Raw genomic sequence first — 16,577 nt, 5'->3', positions numbered from 1 at the left:
GCGACCGGGCCATGGCCTCCCTGAGTAGGGTTGAGGCCATGGCCCTTTTCGCGCTTCAGCTGAAGTTCACCGACCCGGACCGCCGGATGGAGGTCCGCCCGGCGCATCGCGACTACCTCGCCGAGCTGCACGCCGCCGGCAAGTTGCACGAGGCCGGTCCGTTCGCGGACCAGTCCGGCGCGCTGCTGATCTACGACGTCGCCGACGAGGCGGAGCTCGGCGAGATCCTCGCCAGGGACCCGTACACCACGGCGGGTGTCTACGAGATCGTCACGCTGCTGGAGTGGGAGCGGGGGTTCCCGCCGGCGTGATGGCCGGCGGGCGTACGTAGTACGGGTCAGACCGTCGGCTCGAGCTCGAGGTAGTCGACGTAGGCCCACAGCCAGACGAGCGGGGCGAGCACCATCTCGGGTTCGCCCGTCTCGTCGTCGGCGACGAACAGCATCGACGCCTCGCCGTTCGAGATGTCCTCGATGACGGCCGGGCAGACCTCGACCGCGGCGTCGAACGGCAGGATCTCCGGACCGTTCTCCCACAGCGGCGCCGGCAGCGGCAGCACCGGCGCCTCGTCGGTGCCATCCATGTCGACCGAGACCTTCTGCAGCATCTCGTACAGGTCGTAGGAGATCAGCCCGGCCAGCGGGCTGCCGTCAATGCCGATCAGGTAGGGATCGTCGGCGCCGGACCGGAACGCGTCGCGTACCTCGGGCAGCGCCGCGGGCAGATCCGCGACCTCGATGTACGGCGCCTCGGCGACCTCTTCGTCGTCCTCGTCCTCCTCGTCGGCCAGTTCGCCGCTGCGCATCTGGTCGAACGAGTGCAGCAGCTCGCTCAGCTCGTCGAAGGCGCCGCCGCCAGGAGCCGCCTGCGCGCGCCGCTCCAGGTCACGCAGGTGCTCGATCAGGTCGTCCTCGAAGTGCAGGTCGTACTTCGGCAGCCCCAACTGGCGCCCGGCGTTGATCTGCGCGACGAGCTGGGTGGAGATCGGCCCGAGCCGCTCGGCCAGCACCTCCAGTGGCGTGGTCGGCTTCTCCTCCTCGTCGTGCGCGCAGGAGTCGTCGTCGGTCTTGCCGTCGCTCTCCATCGCGAGCAGCACCGAGAAGGCCGGGAACGCGATCAGCGCCGCGGTCGCCAGCATCCCGTCGCCGATCAGCATCAGCGGGTTGCCGCCGGCCTCGGTCCGCCGGAGGTGGTCGGGCAGCAGCACGGCGGCCTGCTCGACGTTCACCTGGCTGGCCAGCGAGGACAGGCCGTGATCGGTGTCCACGCCGAGCTGCTCGACCAGGGTCTCGGAGCTCATGTCGAAGGTGGAGCGCAGGTAGTAGCGCAGCCAGCCGGCATCCACCGGATTGCCCAGCAGTTCGGCGATCCGGGCGCGGAAGTCGGCCAGGTCGGCGATCGACAGCACCACCAGCACCGGCTGGTCGCCGTCCCCGATCACCAGCGGCCGGGTGTCGCCGTTCTGAAAGCCGTCGATCACTTGGTGCAGGCCTTCAGCTGCTGCTTCCAGCGGCCAGGACTCCGCCTCAAACTCGGTCACACCTGACGTTGTGACGTCGTCTGGCATCGATACTTCCTCTCCGGGCGGTCGGAATGGCTAAGACTATGACGCTGGGGATGCACCGAGGGTTGGCGGCCGGTGCGTCGTGACGTTGGCTACGCTGGGAGCGGTGGGTCGGTGCAGCGGTATCTCACATGTGAGATAAGGTCCGGCGCATGACTGTTGACTACCTGAGCCGGATCGGCAATCTCATTCGGGACGCCCGCAAGCACCGCGGGTGGACGCAGACCCAACTCGCCGATGTGCTCGGCACCAGTCAGAGTGCCGTGAACCGGATCGAAAAGGGTCATCAGAACCTCACTCTCGAGATGCTGGCCCGGATCGGTGAAGCACTCGACTCCGAGATTGTCTCTCTCGGTGGCGGTCCGGTCCACCTCCGTGTCGTGGGTGGACTCCAGCTGTCCGGATCCATCGACGTGAAGTCGTCCAAGAACGCCGGTGTCGCGCTGCTGTGCGCCTCCCTGCTGAACAAGGGCCGGACCACGCTGCGCAAGGTCGCGCGGATCGAGGAGGTCAACCGGCTGCTCGAGGTACTGAACTCGATCGGGGTCAAGACCACCTGGCTGAACGACGCCGGCGACCTGGAGATCGTGCCGCCGGAGCACCTCGACCTGGCCGCGATGGACGCCGAGGCGGCCCGGCGTACCCGCAGCATCATCATGTTCCTCGGCCCGCTGCTGCACCGCGAGGACACCTTCGCCCTGCCGTACGCCGGTGGCTGCGACCTCGGCACCCGCACGGTCGAGCCGCACATGTCGGCGCTGCGCCCGTTCGGGCTGGAGATCAAGGCGACCGCGGGGGAGTACCACGCGCTGGTCAACCGGGCGATCACGCCGGGCAAGCCGATCGTGCTGACCGAGCGCGGCGACACCGTGACCGAGAACGCGATCATGGCCGCCGCCCGGCACAACGGCGTCACCGTGATCCGGAACGCCTCGTCGAACTACATGGTCCAGGACCTCTGCTTCTACCTGGAGCTGCTCGGGGTCCGGATCGACGGCGTCGGCTCGACCACGCTGACCGTGCACGGCCAGGCGGAGATCGATGTCGACGTCGACTACGCCCCGTCCGAGGACCCGATCGAGGCGATGAGCCTGCTCACCGCGGCGATCGTGACGAGCTCCGAGATCACCATCCGGCGGGCGCCGATCGAGTTCCTGGAGATCGAGCTGGCGCTGCTGGAGGAGATGGGCCTCGACTACAGCCGCACCGACGAGTACCTGGCCGAGAACGGCCGGACCCGGCTGGTCGACCTGACCACCCGGCCGTCCACGCTGCACGCGCCGATCGACAAGATCCACCCAATGCCGTTCCCGGGCCTGAACATCGACAACCTGCCGTTCTTCGCGGTGATCGCGGCGACCGCCACCGGCCAGACGCTGATCCACGACTGGGTCTACGAGAACCGCGCCATCTACCTGACCGACCTGAACAAGCTCGGCGGCCGGGTCAAGCTGCTTGACCCGCACCGGGTGATGGTCGAGGGCCCGACGCACTTCTCCGGCGCCGAGATCATGTGCCCGCCGGCGCTGCGCCCGGCCGTCGTCACGCTGATCGCGATGATGGCCGCCAAGGGCACCTCGGTACTGCGCTCGGTCTACGTCATCAACCGTGGCTACGAGGAACTGGCCGCCCGGCTCAACCTCCTGGGCGCCCAGATCGAGACGTTCCGCGACATCTGAGTTTTCTGTCGGTGGGGCCGTCTAGCTTTCGAGTTATGCGGCCCCATGTAGTGGCTCAACTAGCGGTCTCGATCGACGGTGCGACCACCGGCTTCGAGGCCGATCACGCGCGGTTCTACGCGATGGCGACCCTCTGGCAGGAGGACGTCACGCTGATCGGCGCCGACACCTTGCTCGCCCAGGAGAGTGCTGTCCGGGTGGCGCCCCGGCCGGGTGCCCGCGAGGCAGGTCCACTGCTCGCGGTCGTCGACAGCCGGCACCGGGTCCACAACCTCGAAGAGCTCCGAGACCTCGGTTACTGGTCCGGCGTCCTGGCCCTGTACTCCGAGCTGACGCCGGCCCGCGCCCTGGACAGCACCACCCCGGAGCTCGTCACCGGTTACGACCACGTCGACCTGGCCGAGATCCTCGACCTGCTCGGCCGTCGCGGGGTCAAACTCGTCCGCGTCGACAGCGGCGGTGGGTTGCTCGGAGCGATGTTCGACCTCGGCCTGGTCGACGAGCTCAGCCTGCTCGTCCACCCGGTGATGACCGGCGCGGGACCCCGCTGGAACGACTCCTTTACCGGCCACCTCAACCTCGAGCTGGCCAACGTCGAGACCTTCAAGACCGGCGTCACCTGGCTCCGGTACTGCGTTGCCGGCAGTCCACTCGAGGTTGCCGAAACTGTCGGTGCGACTGGCTAGTGTGAGCAGCAATGAGGAAGCAACACGAGTGGTACGACGAGCACGACGCGGAGCGCTGGGTCGCGGAGCCGGTCAAGCGGCCCGGGCGGACGGCGTTCGCGCGTGACCGCGCGCGGGTGCTGCACAGCGCGGCGCTGCGCCGGCTGGCGGCCAAGACGCAGGTGGCGACAGCGGGCAGCGACGACTTCGTCCGCAACCGGCTGACCCACAGCCTGGAGGTCGCGCAGATCGGCCGCGAGCTGGCCAGCACGCTCGGCTGCGACCCGGACATCGTCGACGCGGCTTGTCTGGCCCACGACCTGGGCCATCCGCCGTACGGGCACAACGGGGAGCGGGCGCTCGACCAGCTCGCCGAGAAGATCGGCGGCTTCGAGGGCAACGCGCAGACCTTGCGGCTGCTGACCCGGCTGGAGTCGAAGACGTTCGACGCGGCGGGCCGCAGCGTTGGGCTGAATCTGAGTCGCGCGACGCTTGACGCAGCCACGAAGTACCCGTGGCAGCGCAAGCCGGGCGAGCGGAAGTTCGGCGCGTACGACGACGACGCGGCGGTCTTCGACTGGCTGCGGCAAGGCGTCGAGGGTGGCCGGCGTTGTCTCGAGGCGCAGGTGATGGACTTCGCCGACGACGTGGCGTACTCGGTGCACGACGTCGAGGACGGGATCGTCGCGCGGCACATCGATCTCGGCCGGATCGGTGCCGAGCGGGCGCCGTACTGGGAGACGGTCCGGCGGATCTACTTGCCGGAGGCAACCGATGCGGAGCTGGACGACGGCTGGGCCCGGCTGACCAGGCTGCCGTACTGGCCGACGGCGGCCTTCGACGACAGCCGTCGGGCGCAGGGTGGGCTGAAGGATCTGACCAGTCAGCTGATCGGCCGGTTCGTCACCGCGGCCGAGCAGGCGACCCATGCGCGCTTCGGGCGGTCGCGCCTGATTCGGTACGAGGCTGATCTGGTCGCGCCGGACAGCGTGCGGGTCGAGATCGCGTTGCTGAAGTGCATCGGCATGTTCCATGTGCTGAACTCGCCCGAGCGGCAGGCCCGTCGGGCGGTCCAACGCGAACTGCTGACCGAGCTGGTCGAGGCGCTGTGGGCGTCCGCGCCTCGCGATCTCGACGCTGCCTTCGCTGCAGATTTCCTGGCGGCTCCTGATGACGACGCCCGGCTGCGGGTCATCATCGACCAGGTCGCGTCGCTCACCGACCCGTCGGCGCTGAGCTGGCACACACGTCTGGTCTAACCTCGGGATATGACCGACTCTGAGCGCATTGTCATCATCGGAGCGAGCCTGGCCGGGGCCAAGGCCGCGGAGACGCTGAGGGACGAGGGCTGGACCGGCGAGATCGTGCTGGTCGGCGCCGAGGCCGAGCTGCCCTACGAGCGGCCGCCGCTGTCCAAGGACGTGCTGCTCGGCAAGAAGGAGCCGTCGGACGCCCAGCTGCACGACCAGGCCTGGTACGACGAGAAGAACATCGAGCTGCGACTCGGCACCGAGGCGACCGGCATCGATACCGCTGCGCGCACGGTCAAGCTGGGCGAGGGCGCTGAGCTCGGGTACGACAAGCTGCTGATCGCCACCGGCAGCCGGGTGCGCAAGCTCGACGTACCGGGTGCTGACCTCGAAGGCGTGCACTACCTGCGTACTGCGGCTGAGTCGAAGGCGCTCACCGACGCGTACGCCGCGAAGCCGCGCGTGGTCGTCGTCGGCGCAGGCTGGATCGGTCTCGAGTCTGCTGCCGCTGCCCGTGAGCGTGGCTGCGAGGTCACCGTCGTCGAGCCGCAGTCGACGGCGCTTGCCTCGGCGATGGGGGAGCAGATCGGCGAGCTCTACGCCGAGCTGCACCGGCAACACGGCGTACAGCTACGCTTCGACACCACCGTCGAGGGCTTCGAAGGCGACGGCAAGGTCACCGGCGTACGGGTGTCGGGCGACGAGGTGCTGCCTGCGGATCTGGTGATCGTCGGAGTCGGCGTCCAACCCAACACCGAACTCGCCGAGGCCACCGGCATCAAGGTCGCCAGCCCCTCCGACGGCTCCGGCATCCTCACCGGCCCCGACCTGCAGACCTCTGCGCCAGGCGTCTACGCCGCTGGCGACGTCGTCCGCTGGGACCACCCTCTGCTCGGCCACTCGGTCCGCGTCGAGCACTGGCAGAACGCGATCGACAGCGGCACCGCCGCCGCCAAGGCGATCCTCGGCCAGGACGTCGCGCAGGACGAGCTGCCGTACTTCTTCACCGACCAGTACGACCTCGGCATGGAGTACACCGGGGACGTCCCCCGCGGTACGTCGTACCAGGTGGTCCTCCGCGGCGACCCCAGCACCGGCGCCTATGTCGCCTTCTGGCTCGCCGACGACCATCACGTCCTGGCCGGCATGCAGGTCAACACCTGGGACGGCACTCTGGACACCGTCAAAACCCTGATCCGCTCGAAGAAGCAGCTCGACCCGGCCCGCCTCGCCGACACCTCGATCGACCTCGCGGAGGTCTAGCGGCCGTCCGTTGTGTCGCGGCCTTCGGCGGGACCGTAGACTCACCGCGTGGCAGGCAGGATCAAGGAAGAGGACATCGCGCTGGTGCGCGAGCGTGCTCGGATCGACGAGATCGTCGGCTCGTATGTGACGTTGAAGAACGCGGGCGGCGGTTCGCTCAAGGGACTGTGCCCGTTCCACGACGAAAAGTCGCCGTCGTTCAACGTCACGCCCGCGCGCGGCTTCTTCTACTGCTTCGGCTGCCAAGAGGGCGGCGACGTGATCGACTTCATCCAGAAGATCGATCAGATCAGCTTCCACGAGGCCGTCGAGGTGCTCGCCTCCAAGGTCGGCATCCAGCTCCGGTACGACGACTCCGGCGCGCCGATCCAGCGCTCCCAGAGCAACCAGCGGCCGCGGCTGGTCGAGGCGCACAAGGTCGCCGCGGAGTACTACTCCGAGCAGCTGTTCGGCGCCCCGGAGGCGATGCTCGGCAGGCAGTTCCTGGACAAGCGTGGCTTCGACCGCGACGCCGCCGTCATCTTCGGCGTCGGCTTCGCGCCCCGCGGCGGCGAGTCGCTGGTGGCGCACCTGCGCGGCCGCGGCTTCACCAACACCGAGCTGATCGCCTCCGGCCTGTGCTCGGACGGCCAGCGCGGGCTCTACGACCGCTTCCGTGGCCGGCTGATGTGGCCGATCCGCGACGCCGGCGGCGACGTGATCGGCTTCGGCGCCCGACGGCTCTTCGACGACGACAAGATCGAGGCGAAGTACCTCAACACCGGCGAGACCGCGATCTACAAGAAGTCCAAGGTCCTGTACGGCGTCGACCTGGCGCGCCGGGAGATCGCCAAGGGCAAGCAGGCGGTCGTCGTCGAGGGTTACACCGACGTGATGGCGTGCCACCTGGCCGGAGTACAGACTGCTGTGGCGACCTGCGGCACCTCCTTCGGCGAGGACCACTCGCGCGTACTGCGGCAACTGCTGCTCGACCACGACCAGTTCCGCGGTGAGGTGATCTTCACCTTCGACGGTGACAGCGCCGGCCAGCGCGCCGCGTTGAAGGCCTTCGAAGGCGACCAGGCTTTTGCCTCACAGACCTATGTCGCCGTGGAGCCGGACGGGCTCGACCCGTGCGACCTGCGGCTGCAGAAGGGTGATGCGGCCGTCCGCGAGCTGATTGGCCGGCGGGTTCCGCTGTACCGGTTCGTGCTGTCCAACGTGCTGTCGAAGTACGACCTCGACCGCGCCGACACCCGGATCGACGCGCTGCGCGACGCGGCGAAGCTCGTCGTGAGTATCCGGGACCGCTCGAAGGTGGATGCCTTCACTCGCGAGCTGGCCGGGCATCTGGGGATGGAGGTGGACCAGGTGCGGACCGAAGTACATCGTGCTGCTTCTCGTCCTGCCCCTGCTACGGCCGCGCCCGACCGCGGTCCTGTGCAGTCGACCAGCGAAGCTCCGGTGGCGCCCCCTCGGGTTGACCTGCCGTCGCCGCGTGACCAGCGCTTCACGATCGAGTGGGACGTCCTCAAGATCGCGATGCAGCACCCGCACCTGATGGGTACTGCGTTCGACGAGCTGGACGACCAGGACTTCACTCACCCCTGGCTGGCTGCTGTGCGCGCCGCGATGGCGAAGACGGGCGGTCCCGTGAATGCCGCGCCGGGGGAGGCGTGGGTTGTCGCAGTACGCGAGGCGATGGGTATCGACCCTGCGGCCGCCGTGGTCAGCGCGCTGGCCGTCGACCCTGTGCGCCTCGACCGCGACCCCGACGAGATCTACGCCCGGGCCCACCTTGCGCGCCTCCAGGAACTCACCTGCCTGCGCCGGATCGCCGACCTGAAGTCGAAGCTGCAGCGCACCAACCCGATCGACAAGGCCGACGACTACAACCGCATGTTCGGCGAACTGATCGCGCTGGAGCGCTACCGTGCCGAACTCCGCGAACAGGCCATCAGCGGCGCCATCTGAGCCCGGTTTTCCACAGCTCAGGAATTACTTGCCAGTCACCCCAGGTAATCGCGGCACTCTCTCTAGTAACAAAGGGAGACTCCCATGCCACACCTGGACTGCGACCCGGCCGACCTGCACGCCCTGATCGCCTACCTCCGCGACATCGGCCGCCACGACCTGCTCACCACCGAAGAAGTCACCAGCCACGCCACCTGGATAGAGGCCGGCCTGCTGGCCGCCGACCGCCTGACCGCGCTCCAACACCCCGCGGACCTCATCGCCGACCTGCAGACCATCGTCGAACTGGGCGAGCGATCCCGTCGCACAATGATCGAGTCGAACCTCCGCCTGGTCGTGTCTCTCGCCAAGCGCTACACCGGCAAAGGAATTTCTCTCTTGGACCTCATCCAAGAGGGGAATCTAGGCCTGATGCGAGCGGTGGAACGCTTCGACCACAAGCTGGGCAACCGTTTCTCGACCTACGCGATCTGGTGGATCCGCCAGTCGATCGGCCGCGCCATCTCCGACCGCTCCCGCCTGGTCCGGATGCCCGCGCAGGCGTACACCGACGCCAGCAAGGTCACAGCAGTCCAACGCGAGCTGACCCAAAGCCTGGGCCGCGAGCCCTCGATCGCCGAGCTGGCAGCCGGCGCCTCCCTCACCATCGCCCGGGTCGAGCGCGCTCACGCCTGGAAGATCCGCCCGGAGACCCTGGACCTGGACGAGACCGACCAGTACGTCGACGACGAACCGATCGTGCTCCGAGCCGGCCTCCGACGTGATCTTCATTACCAACTCGAGTTCCTCGACGACCTGCAACGAGCAGTTCTCACCCTCCGCTTCGGCCTGATCGGCCCGGCCGCCGCCTCCGTCGACGAAACAGCCGCCCTGCTCGACCTCGACGCCGACCAGGTCCGCACCCTCGAAGCCGAGGCCCTGACCGAGCTCCGCCGCCGCTGCGCGATCGGACTGCGTGACTATGCCGCGGCCTGACGCTTGGACCGGGCTGAGATCATGGGGGAGTGCTGAGACTTCGTCGTACGTCGTGGCCGCGCGAGCTGACCGAGGCGGTCACCATCGCCTCCAGGTACTCCCCGGGCGGCAAAGAGGACATCCTGGCCGCCGTCCAGCTGCTCGACGGCAACTGGGTCGCGGGCAGCCGCGCAGCGGTCTACCTACCGACCGAGACCGACGGCGCAGTCCGCCGAGTCGGCTGGGAGAAGATCGAGCGAGCCGGCTGGGACTCCGAGGAGTCGATCCTGCGCGTCTACGAGACCACCGCCTTCGGCACCCCGCTCCGCGAAACCGAGCTGAAGGTCGAAGACCCCGCCCGCTTCGGCCAGCTCCTGCGCGAGCGAGTGGACGCCAGCGTCGTGGTCCAGCGCCACGTCCCCCTCGCCGGCAAGAAGGGCGTCCGCATCGTCGGCCGCCGCAACCACTCGGAACCAGACGCCCCGGTGAACTGGAATTTCGTTCTGGACAAGGGATTGGAGCCCACCGACCCCGGCCTGATCGAGCGCGCCGAAGCCGCCCTGGCAGCCATCCGCGACGAGTTCGGAATCTGACCTGACAGCAACCCCAATTCCCATTTTTGTACTTGGTCCAAGGCCTGCTAACCTACTCAAGTCCTCGGGGTTGAGGACGAAGAAGCACCTCGATCCCGCGTAGCTCAATTGGCAGAGCAGCCGGCTGTTAACCGGCAGGTTACTGGTTCGAGTCCAGTCGCGGGAGCAAGAACAGATCAGGCCGGTTCCTCACCAGGAACCGGCCTTTCTCGTACCTGCCCACGCATCGGCCAGGGCCAGCCCGGCGCACTCACCACCCCGAGCCAACCCTTCGGCCTCTCACGTTCCTTCTCAGCGCCTCTTGTTCTCTTTGCGCTTCTCGATCGCCCGCTGAATCCGGTGCTGCGGTTGCCCCGTCAGCTTCGCGATCAACGGCACCCGGAACTTGTACGCCGCCACGGCACCCACAACGAGCACCAAAAAGATGAACCAGCCCATCGAACTTCCCTTCATCGGACCTGGCTCCCCATCATCCCCCACCACGGAAGCAAAACCCCTCCGTCATCCCCCTGACCCACCCCTGGAATCCGATACCATCACCACGCGGCAAACCCGTTCGGGGGCGGTAGCTCAGCCGGTTAGAGCAAGGGACTCATAATCCCTGGGTCGTGGGTTCGAGTCCCACCCGCCCCACCCCGTACTGCGCCCGCGCACCCTCCGCCCGCTCGCTCCTCCGTCGCTCCCAGCTCCGGGCGCTCCCACCCACCCTTCTGCGACTACCGCTCCTCCGTCGCGCGGGTGCCCAAGGTGCGGCGGCCTTCTGCCGGAACGTAGCTCGTGACTTCCGCCCGATCGGTACTGAAGCGGCGGCCAGGCTTCTAAACGGAGAGATCAACTCGCGAGACCCGACGCAGGCTCACGAGGCGGCGCGAGCACGGACCCGTCTTCTTAACGAGATCGATGACAAGCGCAACCCACCGCGACCGACACCCTGCCCCAACGGCTGCCGTGAACGCGTCACGCTGAGGAAGAAGCGGCGTGAGTCCGATCCGGAGCGCGGGCGGCTCCGAAGTGGGGGTGTCAGCGTTGGCGATACTGGGTACGGACTTGCCATACCAGGCAGGTCCTGATCTTTGACGGATCGGGTCCCGCGATTTCGAAGAGCTGCTTGATTCGGTACCTTCGCGCTGTGCGACGAGTACCGTCGTCAACCAGCTTCACCGCTGCCCCAGCCCCCGGCGGCGCTCCACGGAGTGCCTAGCAAGGGGGTCCGCCCATGTCCGGAACGCTCATTTTCCAGCACCGTCGATCCAGGGCGGCGCTATGACCTTGGCGAATCCTGATCGGCGCCGAGCTCACCATCGGCGCGAGACCTTGGCATCGGACCCGGAACAGCCTTCTGCGAAGGCGTTCGCGATGTTGGCGTCGGATCTGTCTGTCGCGCCGAATCTCGGTCGGGTCCTGGCGCTTGTCCTCGAGTGCGCCGTTACGGCTGTCCACTGTGACTGGGCCGCGATCGACGTTCGGCCGGCAGGGCAGTCCCCGGCGGTATCGGCGACTTCCGACCCACGCCTCACTGATGCTCTCGGCTCGCGGAACGTGGGTACTGGCGGGAAATACGGACTGGCGGTTCAGCCTGGGCCCGCCACGGTGTCGAACCAGGGAACCTCACTGGATCAGTTATGGCAGGAATGGAGCACGGGCCTGTCCGAATTGGGCGTACGCAGCGCGTACGTCGTCAGGCTCCGCGCCGGCCAGTCGTTCTTGGGCTCCATCACCTTCTACGCTGCCCAAACCAGCAGATTCGGGCCAGACGACAAAGCCTCGGCAGACTTACTCGCCGTCCATGCCGCCCTGGCAGTCGCCGCTACCCAGGCAACCGCGGATCTGACCGGGGCGATCGAGTCTCGCACTGCGTGAGCAGCCTGAGCTGTGACGCAGTCTTGCCAGGATCTACGCCGGCCGGCCGCTTCTTGCCGAGACGGTTGATGGGAGAGGTGACTGAAGTGCCAGTTCGGTCAGCGCGGCCATCGTGATGGCTGACTGCGAGGCGCCTGTGGAACCCCGACGGCGGCGGATCCAGGGCGGTCGCAGTACGCGAGGGCTGTACTACCCAGGTCCACGAAGGGTAGGTGTGACCATGTCGAGGATGCCCCAGTAGGCGTTGAAGAGCCTGTTGTCCGGCTTGAGTCCGTCCGAGTCGACGCTGGTCGACGTTTCGACGCCTACCCAGCCTTGTAGCTTCCGGTCGTCGTCGATCACCTGCAGCAACGACTGCACGTGGTTGTTGGCCTTGTAGCAAGGTTCGTCCTTGGCCAGGCACACGCACCAGTAGGTGTAGATGTTGTTCCGGGCCGGGGGTGCGTCGGCGAGGTAGCGCATCCGGTCTGTGCTTTTCCACGGTGCCATGCAACTTGCTGCACACGATTCGACGCCGGTCTGGCGGTAGCCCACACACTTGCCGCTCGGACATGACCGCCACTGGTCGTATCCGACGAACCGCAGTCCGGAGGCCTGGCGCTGGACGGTGTCGCGATTGGCAACGACGTAGCGGCCGACGAACTCTGCCTGGCCGTACTCCGTCCGGATGTCCGTGATGCTTGCTTTGTTCGCCGCCGAGAGCGGCGCGTTGCTGCCGTACCCGATGCCGAACTTCGCCGTATAGGTGGAGAAGTTGGCCGGCGGCGTCAACACCTCCGGTACCGGTCCGTGGAACTCGTCGCTGCTGATCCGGGCCACCTTGCCACCAGGGATGGCGTCGAGGTTCCAGCGCTCGGTCAGGGGCGGATTGAAGGTTTGGCCCGAGTTGCTCTTGGTCCAGCTGACCTCGAGCTTGCCGGCGGAGGTCTGATAGGTGCCCTCGAAGGCGCCGGTGGGCGCCTTCAGGAAGCTGTCCATCGTCTGGACGGCGCAGGTCGGGACGTTGCCGCCGCAGCTTGCGGTCATCGCGTCGACGCGCATCGGCTTGTCGAGCTGGTTCCAACTCCACCAGCTGGTCCGGACGGTGCCGTCGGTGGCGAAGATGTACCACCCGAGCCTGGTCCAGTTCGCGTAGTTGTTCACCGATGAGTTGTTCAGCCCGCCGACCGATACCACCCAGTTCGCCTTGCCACCTGGGAGCTCGGTGACCGCAGTGACTGTGGGGGTCGCTGGAAGCGGAACCAGGATGCTTGCTATCAGCCCCAACACGATCCAACCGACGAGTCGTCTCATGGACCAGAGCATGCAGTAGGCAACTACTTCGTGCAACCGATTGGTCACCGATGGAGTTCGTCGTACCAGTCGAAGGCCTCTGTGGGTGACGGGGAGATCGGCAACGAAGTCGGCGTAGCTGTGCTTCGATACGGATGGCTTGAAAGCGGTGACGGGTACACGAACCCCGGGCGCCGGTTGCCGAAACCTTTCCCTCCAGTGACAGGCGGAGGCTGAAGATGCCGACGCTGATGATGAGCGCGATCGTCGGACTCAGACGGCAGGCCAGATGCATGGTCGAGGAGTTGGAGTCCGGGTCGGTGACCGGGTGTCGGTTCACGGCTTTGGTCCCTCCGTCCGCAGGAGGCTTCGTTCGTCTGGGACGTGAGAAGCCGCCGGCTCAGATGAGCTGACGGCTTGAAGGTAGGGAGGCTATGGCGGGCTTATGGCGATGAGCCGGCCGGGCCGGGAACTCAGTGAGCCAAGGTGTAGGCGGAGATGATTCCTTCGCCGTAGGGCTCGACGATCACCCGGAGTTTGATGCCGTCGCAGGTTCCGTCGACTCTGAAGCGCGCGGGGATCGCCGCGTCCACGTCGGGCAAGGTGTGCCAGGGGTTGAACAGTGTGTCGGGTTTGCCGCTGAAGTCGTCTTCGCCGCGGGTCCATCGCGATGAGGGGTCGCTGGCAACAGACTGAGCCGCCTCGAAGATTTGATCGTCCGACCAGTCGGTCGGAAACAGGCTCTTGCCGAGTTCGCGGGCGGCGGCACGGTCGGAGTGAAGCTCTGCGATGTGGTCCATCCGGAAGGGGGACAGGTAACTTCCGCGTTGCCTGATCTCTGGCGTGACCTCGAGAGTTTCAGCGTGGACGGTGAGCTCGTCCGGCCCGCCGAAGCGGCCACTCATCGGCGGACGGCTGGATGCCTCATGCCTGTAGGTGTTCTTGGCGTCGTACGGTTCAGGGCCGGTGGGCATCGCGGGTTCCCTCTACAATCGATCTGGTAAAGGTACGACCCGTCCGTAGCGTTCCGCCAGTCTCCGAGGGGGAACTTGATGCCGAGTTCGACACCGTCAGAAGGTGTTGTCGCGGCAGGTCGTTACCTCCACAACCTTTTGGCAGCGCGGCCGGAGTACCGACGCCGGTGGGCGATGCATGCCAAGAGGATTCGGTCCGGCGATGTCAGCTATGCGGCGATATCGCAGGTCGTCGCGCTCTTTCTCTGGGATGAGGGCTTGAAGCCTGATACGGATCGAGATCTCCCGCGCCGGTTGCGGGATCGCATTCGGCAGGCGCTGCTCGGTGAGCAATTGGGCCATGAAACCTTGACCTGGCTGGCCGGAGCGTTCGATTTCGATGCCGAGGACACCCGTCAGGTCTGGAGCCTGTTCGCGGGGAAGAACGCTATTGATATCGAAGGGGAAGGTATCGCCTTCACGCTTCGGCATCCTGCGATTCCCATTGTGCTGCCCCAGCGACATCGGACGATCGCCCTCTTCTCGAGGTATTTCGTCGGATCGGATCGCTCGCTGTACCGGGTCGAGACGAGCCACGTCATCGCTGCCCTCGAGGATCGCGTGACCTCGTTCGGCTACAGCCCGCCTGACACGGTGGAAGAGGTCACCGTTGACTCCGGTGGTCGTTTGGTTGGATTGCACGCCAGCGATCCCGGCTTCGTTGGTGTCGAGATCGAACTTCGTCCAGCGCTGATGCGAGGACATCACTCGTCACTCCAGTACTCGACGACTCACCGGCCGGAAGCTCAACCGAGTACCGAGGTGCGAAGGGCGGCCAGAAAGCGGATCGAGAATGTGGATCTGCGAGTGATCTTCGAGGGCAGGCAGCCCCTCAGGAGCTGGTGGTGCCAATGGGACGAGTATGCCGGCGGGGAGCCAAGCCAGGAGATCGCGGTCGAGCCGTCATCCACAGCAGAGCTGCACCAGTTCGTGCCGTACCTCGAACAAGCCGTCGTCGGGTTTCGCTGGGAGTGGTAGCGCCGGCTGTCGAGGCAGAACCTCGGAGCTGGCGATTGTTCATTCCGGCTTAGCAATCGCGCCGATCTGCTCATTGATCGCTGATTCGGAGGCGACCAGGATCGTCCTGACAGCGTCGGACTGAGGAGAAGCATGAGCAAGCTGGTTGTGTACATGTCGATGTCGCTCGATGGGTTCATTGCGGCGGAGGGTGATGACGCGCCGGGGCGCGGGCTGGGGGTCGGTGGCGAACCGCTGCATGCCTGGATGGCTGAGGGCGGCGAGCACGGGCGCGGGGTGAATGCCGGGGTTCTCGAAGAGATGATGACGTCCGGTGCAGTGATTGTCGGGCGGCGATCGTTCGAGCTCGCCAACGAGTGGAGTGGCGACCACCATGACGGAGTACCGATCTTTGTGCTGACTCGCCAACTGCCGGACCACCCGGCGCCGGGGGTTGCGCAGTACGTCACCGGGATCGAGTCGACGGTGGCGAAGGCTAAGGCTGCGGCTGCGGCTGGTGATCGTGACGTGATGATGCATGGAGCGGAACTGGTCCGGGCGTTGCTGGCGGTCGGGCTGGTGGATGAGTTGGTGATCAGTCTGGTGCCGGTGTTGTTGGGTCGGGGGCGACGGCTCTTCGATGAGCTGCCGGGGGAGATGCGGCAGTTGCGGCTGGTGGAGTCTCTTGACGGGGAAGGTGTGCTGCATCTGCGGTATCAGGTCTGTTAGTGGCCGGTCAGTTTGGCTACGGCGGGGGCCAGGGCTTCGGCGGCGTTGGCGCCGATGACGAAGTACGAGAAGCCGCCTTCTTCTCGGCGTTTGAGGATTTCCTCGACGGCTGCCGAGGGGTCGTTGGGGAGGGCCAGTAGCGAGTCGGCCGCTTGCAGGGCGGCGGCGTCCGTGTCGGGGCCGGCCATGAAGGGGGCCACGATGTCGCCGACTACCGGGATGTGGAGGGCGAGTTCGACGTCTCGGGTGGTGCTGGCGTCGATCGCTCGTTGGATGGTTTCGGCCCGGGAGTCGCTGGTCACTGCGGCGATGATGGTGTCGGCGAGCTCGGTTGCCAGGGTCCAGGATTTGGGGCCGCGGGCTGCGACGACTACCGGCGTACGGCGGTCTGAGCCGTCGAGTTCTCGAAGGGAGGTGATGGCGTTGCGGACCTGGGTCAGGCGCTCGGCTGGGGTCGCGACGGGGAGACCTGACTGGCGCAATTCGCCTTCCATACCAGGGCGGCCGGGGCCGATGCCCAGCTCGAAGCGGCCTTCGGTGAGTACCGACAGCGAGTGTGCTTCCCATGCCACGCTGGAGGGAGCGCGGAGGGGAGAGGCGTAGACCCAGGTGCCGATCCGCAGAGTGGGGGCGAGGGTCGCGGCGACCGCCAATGCGGGGCCGGGCGCCGGCTGCCATTGCTGTACGTCGGGCATCAGGATGGTCGAGTAGCCCTGGTCGGCGATACGGCGTACCTGGTCTCGCCAGGTCGGTAGGTCGGTCTGGACGGGTGCGACGACTCCGAATCGGAAGGGTCGCGGTCCGCTGGTTTTGTCAGCCATTGTC

The 16,577-nt window shown here is 66.7% G+C and carries 16 protein-coding genes and 2 tRNA genes; 13 read left to right on the top strand and 5 right to left on the bottom strand.

What is annotated here, in order from left to right; all coding sequences use genetic code 11:
- Positions 1 to 38: 38 nt before the first annotated feature.
- Positions 39 to 311 (top strand): muconolactone Delta-isomerase family protein, encoded by a 273-nt coding sequence (locus AB0P21_RS07675; RefSeq protein ID WP_363694640.1) that lies wholly within the window; start codon positions 39 to 41, stop codon positions 309 to 311.
- A 26-nt stretch (positions 312 to 337) separates the two neighbouring features.
- Here AB0P21_RS07675 and AB0P21_RS07670 read toward each other — a convergent pair whose 3' ends face one another.
- A complete protein-coding gene (locus AB0P21_RS07670) occupies positions 338 to 1,540 on the bottom strand; it encodes a hypothetical protein (protein ID WP_363694639.1) in 1,203 nt (400 codons plus the stop codon).
- A 176-nt stretch (positions 1,541 to 1,716) separates the two neighbouring features.
- Between AB0P21_RS07670 and AB0P21_RS07665 the strand changes: the two genes are divergently transcribed.
- From AB0P21_RS07665 to AB0P21_RS07630, 8 genes are all read left to right on the top strand, one after another.
- Positions 1,717 to 3,243 carry a UDP-N-acetylglucosamine 1-carboxyvinyltransferase gene (locus AB0P21_RS07665; RefSeq protein WP_363694637.1) on the top strand — a complete coding sequence of 509 codons (1,527 nt, stop codon included), beginning with the start codon at positions 1,717 to 1,719 and terminating at the stop codon, positions 3,241 to 3,243.
- A 35-nt stretch (positions 3,244 to 3,278) separates the two neighbouring features.
- The gene (locus AB0P21_RS07660) at positions 3,279 to 3,929 is read left to right on the top strand and encodes a dihydrofolate reductase family protein (protein WP_363694636.1); all 651 of its coding nucleotides are present in this window, start codon (positions 3,279 to 3,281) and stop codon (positions 3,927 to 3,929) included.
- A gap of 11 nt (positions 3,930 to 3,940) precedes the next feature.
- A complete protein-coding gene (locus AB0P21_RS07655) occupies positions 3,941 to 5,167 on the top strand; it encodes a deoxyguanosinetriphosphate triphosphohydrolase (RefSeq protein WP_363694635.1) in 1,227 nt (408 codons plus the stop codon).
- A 9-nt stretch (positions 5,168 to 5,176) separates the two neighbouring features.
- Positions 5,177 to 6,421, top strand: coding sequence for an FAD-dependent oxidoreductase (locus AB0P21_RS07650; RefSeq protein WP_363694634.1), 1,245 nt, complete (start codon positions 5,177 to 5,179; stop codon positions 6,419 to 6,421).
- Positions 6,422 to 6,469: 48 nt separating this feature from the next.
- Positions 6,470 to 8,374, top strand: a complete 1,905-nt coding sequence (dnaG, locus tag AB0P21_RS07645) for a DNA primase (RefSeq protein WP_363694633.1) — start codon at positions 6,470 to 6,472, stop codon at positions 8,372 to 8,374.
- A gap of 84 nt (positions 8,375 to 8,458) precedes the next feature.
- Complete coding sequence (locus AB0P21_RS07640) at positions 8,459 to 9,349, top strand: sigma-70 family RNA polymerase sigma factor (RefSeq protein ID WP_363694632.1); 891 nt, start codon at positions 8,459 to 8,461, stop codon at positions 9,347 to 9,349.
- A 29-nt stretch (positions 9,350 to 9,378) separates the two neighbouring features.
- Positions 9,379 to 9,921 (top strand): hypothetical protein, encoded by a 543-nt coding sequence (locus AB0P21_RS07635; protein ID WP_363694630.1) that lies wholly within the window; start codon positions 9,379 to 9,381, stop codon positions 9,919 to 9,921.
- A gap of 93 nt (positions 9,922 to 10,014) precedes the next feature.
- Positions 10,015 to 10,087, top strand: a tRNA-Asn gene (locus tag AB0P21_RS07630).
- A 125-nt stretch (positions 10,088 to 10,212) separates the two neighbouring features.
- Here AB0P21_RS07630 and AB0P21_RS07625 read toward each other — a convergent pair.
- Positions 10,213 to 10,359: a hypothetical protein gene (locus tag AB0P21_RS07625; RefSeq protein WP_164603490.1), complete on the bottom strand. Its 147-nt coding sequence runs from the start codon at positions 10,357 to 10,359 to the stop codon at positions 10,213 to 10,215.
- A 121-nt stretch (positions 10,360 to 10,480) separates the two neighbouring features.
- Here AB0P21_RS07625 and AB0P21_RS07620 point away from each other — a divergent pair.
- Positions 10,481 to 10,554, top strand: a tRNA-Ile gene (locus AB0P21_RS07620).
- Between the two features lie 630 nt (positions 10,555 to 11,184).
- Positions 11,185 to 11,781 carry a GAF domain-containing protein gene (locus AB0P21_RS07615; protein WP_363694628.1) on the top strand — a complete coding sequence of 199 codons (597 nt, stop codon included), beginning with the start codon at positions 11,185 to 11,187 and terminating at the stop codon, positions 11,779 to 11,781.
- Positions 11,782 to 11,970: 189 nt separating this feature from the next.
- Here AB0P21_RS07615 and AB0P21_RS07610 read toward each other — a convergent pair whose 3' ends face one another.
- A complete protein-coding gene (locus AB0P21_RS07610; RefSeq protein WP_363694626.1) occupies positions 11,971 to 13,074 on the bottom strand; it encodes a hypothetical protein in 1,104 nt (367 codons plus the stop codon).
- Positions 13,075 to 13,526: 452 nt separating this feature from the next.
- Positions 13,527 to 14,027, bottom strand: coding sequence for an EndoU domain-containing protein (locus AB0P21_RS07605; RefSeq protein WP_363694624.1), 501 nt, complete (start codon positions 14,025 to 14,027; stop codon positions 13,527 to 13,529).
- 78 nt (positions 14,028 to 14,105) lie between these two features.
- On the opposite strand from AB0P21_RS07605, the gene AB0P21_RS07600 reads away from it, so the two are divergent.
- Together AB0P21_RS07600 and AB0P21_RS07595 are read left to right on the top strand one after the other, a co-directional pair.
- Positions 14,106 to 15,044, top strand: coding sequence for a hypothetical protein (locus tag AB0P21_RS07600; RefSeq protein ID WP_363694623.1), 939 nt, complete (start codon positions 14,106 to 14,108; stop codon positions 15,042 to 15,044).
- Between the two features lie 132 nt (positions 15,045 to 15,176).
- Positions 15,177 to 15,752, top strand: a complete 576-nt coding sequence (locus AB0P21_RS07595) for a dihydrofolate reductase family protein (RefSeq protein WP_363694621.1) — start codon at positions 15,177 to 15,179, stop codon at positions 15,750 to 15,752.
- Here the strand turns inward: AB0P21_RS07595 and AB0P21_RS07590 are convergent.
- On the bottom strand, positions 15,749 to 16,573 hold the full coding sequence (locus AB0P21_RS07590) for an LLM class flavin-dependent oxidoreductase (protein ID WP_363694619.1): 825 nt from the start codon (positions 16,571 to 16,573) through the stop codon (positions 15,749 to 15,751). The two genes, AB0P21_RS07595 and AB0P21_RS07590, sit on opposite strands and share 4 nt — an antisense overlap.
- Positions 16,574 to 16,577 lie beyond the last annotated feature (4 nt).

It is taken from the genome of Kribbella sp. NPDC056861, from assembly GCF_040687575.1.
In the GTDB taxonomy this organism is placed as follows: domain Bacteria; phylum Actinomycetota; class Actinomycetes; order Propionibacteriales; family Kribbellaceae; genus Kribbella.
The sequence above is the reverse complement of the archived record's forward strand: the minus strand, read 5'-3'. Positions and strand labels throughout refer to the sequence as shown.

Excerpts from the sequence above, each read along its gene's own strand:
- AB0P21_RS07675 (WP_363694640.1), top strand. The coding sequence starts at position 39 with ATGGCCCTTTTCGCGCTTCAGCTGAAGTTCACCGACCCGGACCGCCGG.
- AB0P21_RS07665 (WP_363694637.1), top strand. The coding sequence starts at position 1,717 with ATGACTGTTGACTACCTGAGCCGGATCGGCAATCTCATTCGGGACGCC.
- AB0P21_RS07660 (WP_363694636.1), top strand. The coding sequence starts at position 3,279 with ATGCGGCCCCATGTAGTGGCTCAACTAGCGGTCTCGATCGACGGTGCG.
- AB0P21_RS07655 (WP_363694635.1), top strand. The coding sequence starts at position 3,941 with ATGAGGAAGCAACACGAGTGGTACGACGAGCACGACGCGGAGCGCTGG.
- AB0P21_RS07650 (WP_363694634.1), top strand. The coding sequence starts at position 5,177 with ATGACCGACTCTGAGCGCATTGTCATCATCGGAGCGAGCCTGGCCGGG.
- AB0P21_RS07640 (WP_363694632.1), top strand. The coding sequence starts at position 8,459 with ATGCCACACCTGGACTGCGACCCGGCCGACCTGCACGCCCTGATCGCC.
- AB0P21_RS07625 (WP_164603490.1), bottom strand. The coding sequence starts at position 10,359 with ATGGGCTGGTTCATCTTTTTGGTGCTCGTTGTGGGTGCCGTGGCGGCG.
- AB0P21_RS07615 (WP_363694628.1), top strand. The coding sequence starts at position 11,185 with ATGACCTTGGCGAATCCTGATCGGCGCCGAGCTCACCATCGGCGCGAG.
- AB0P21_RS07610 (WP_363694626.1), bottom strand. The coding sequence starts at position 13,074 with ATGAGACGACTCGTCGGTTGGATCGTGTTGGGGCTGATAGCAAGCATC.
- AB0P21_RS07605 (WP_363694624.1), bottom strand. The coding sequence starts at position 14,027 with ATGCCCACCGGCCCTGAACCGTACGACGCCAAGAACACCTACAGGCAT.
- AB0P21_RS07600 (WP_363694623.1), top strand. The coding sequence starts at position 14,106 with ATGCCGAGTTCGACACCGTCAGAAGGTGTTGTCGCGGCAGGTCGTTAC.
- AB0P21_RS07595 (WP_363694621.1), top strand. The coding sequence starts at position 15,177 with ATGAGCAAGCTGGTTGTGTACATGTCGATGTCGCTCGATGGGTTCATT.
- AB0P21_RS07590 (WP_363694619.1), bottom strand. The coding sequence starts at position 16,573 with ATGGCTGACAAAACCAGCGGACCGCGACCCTTCCGATTCGGAGTCGTC.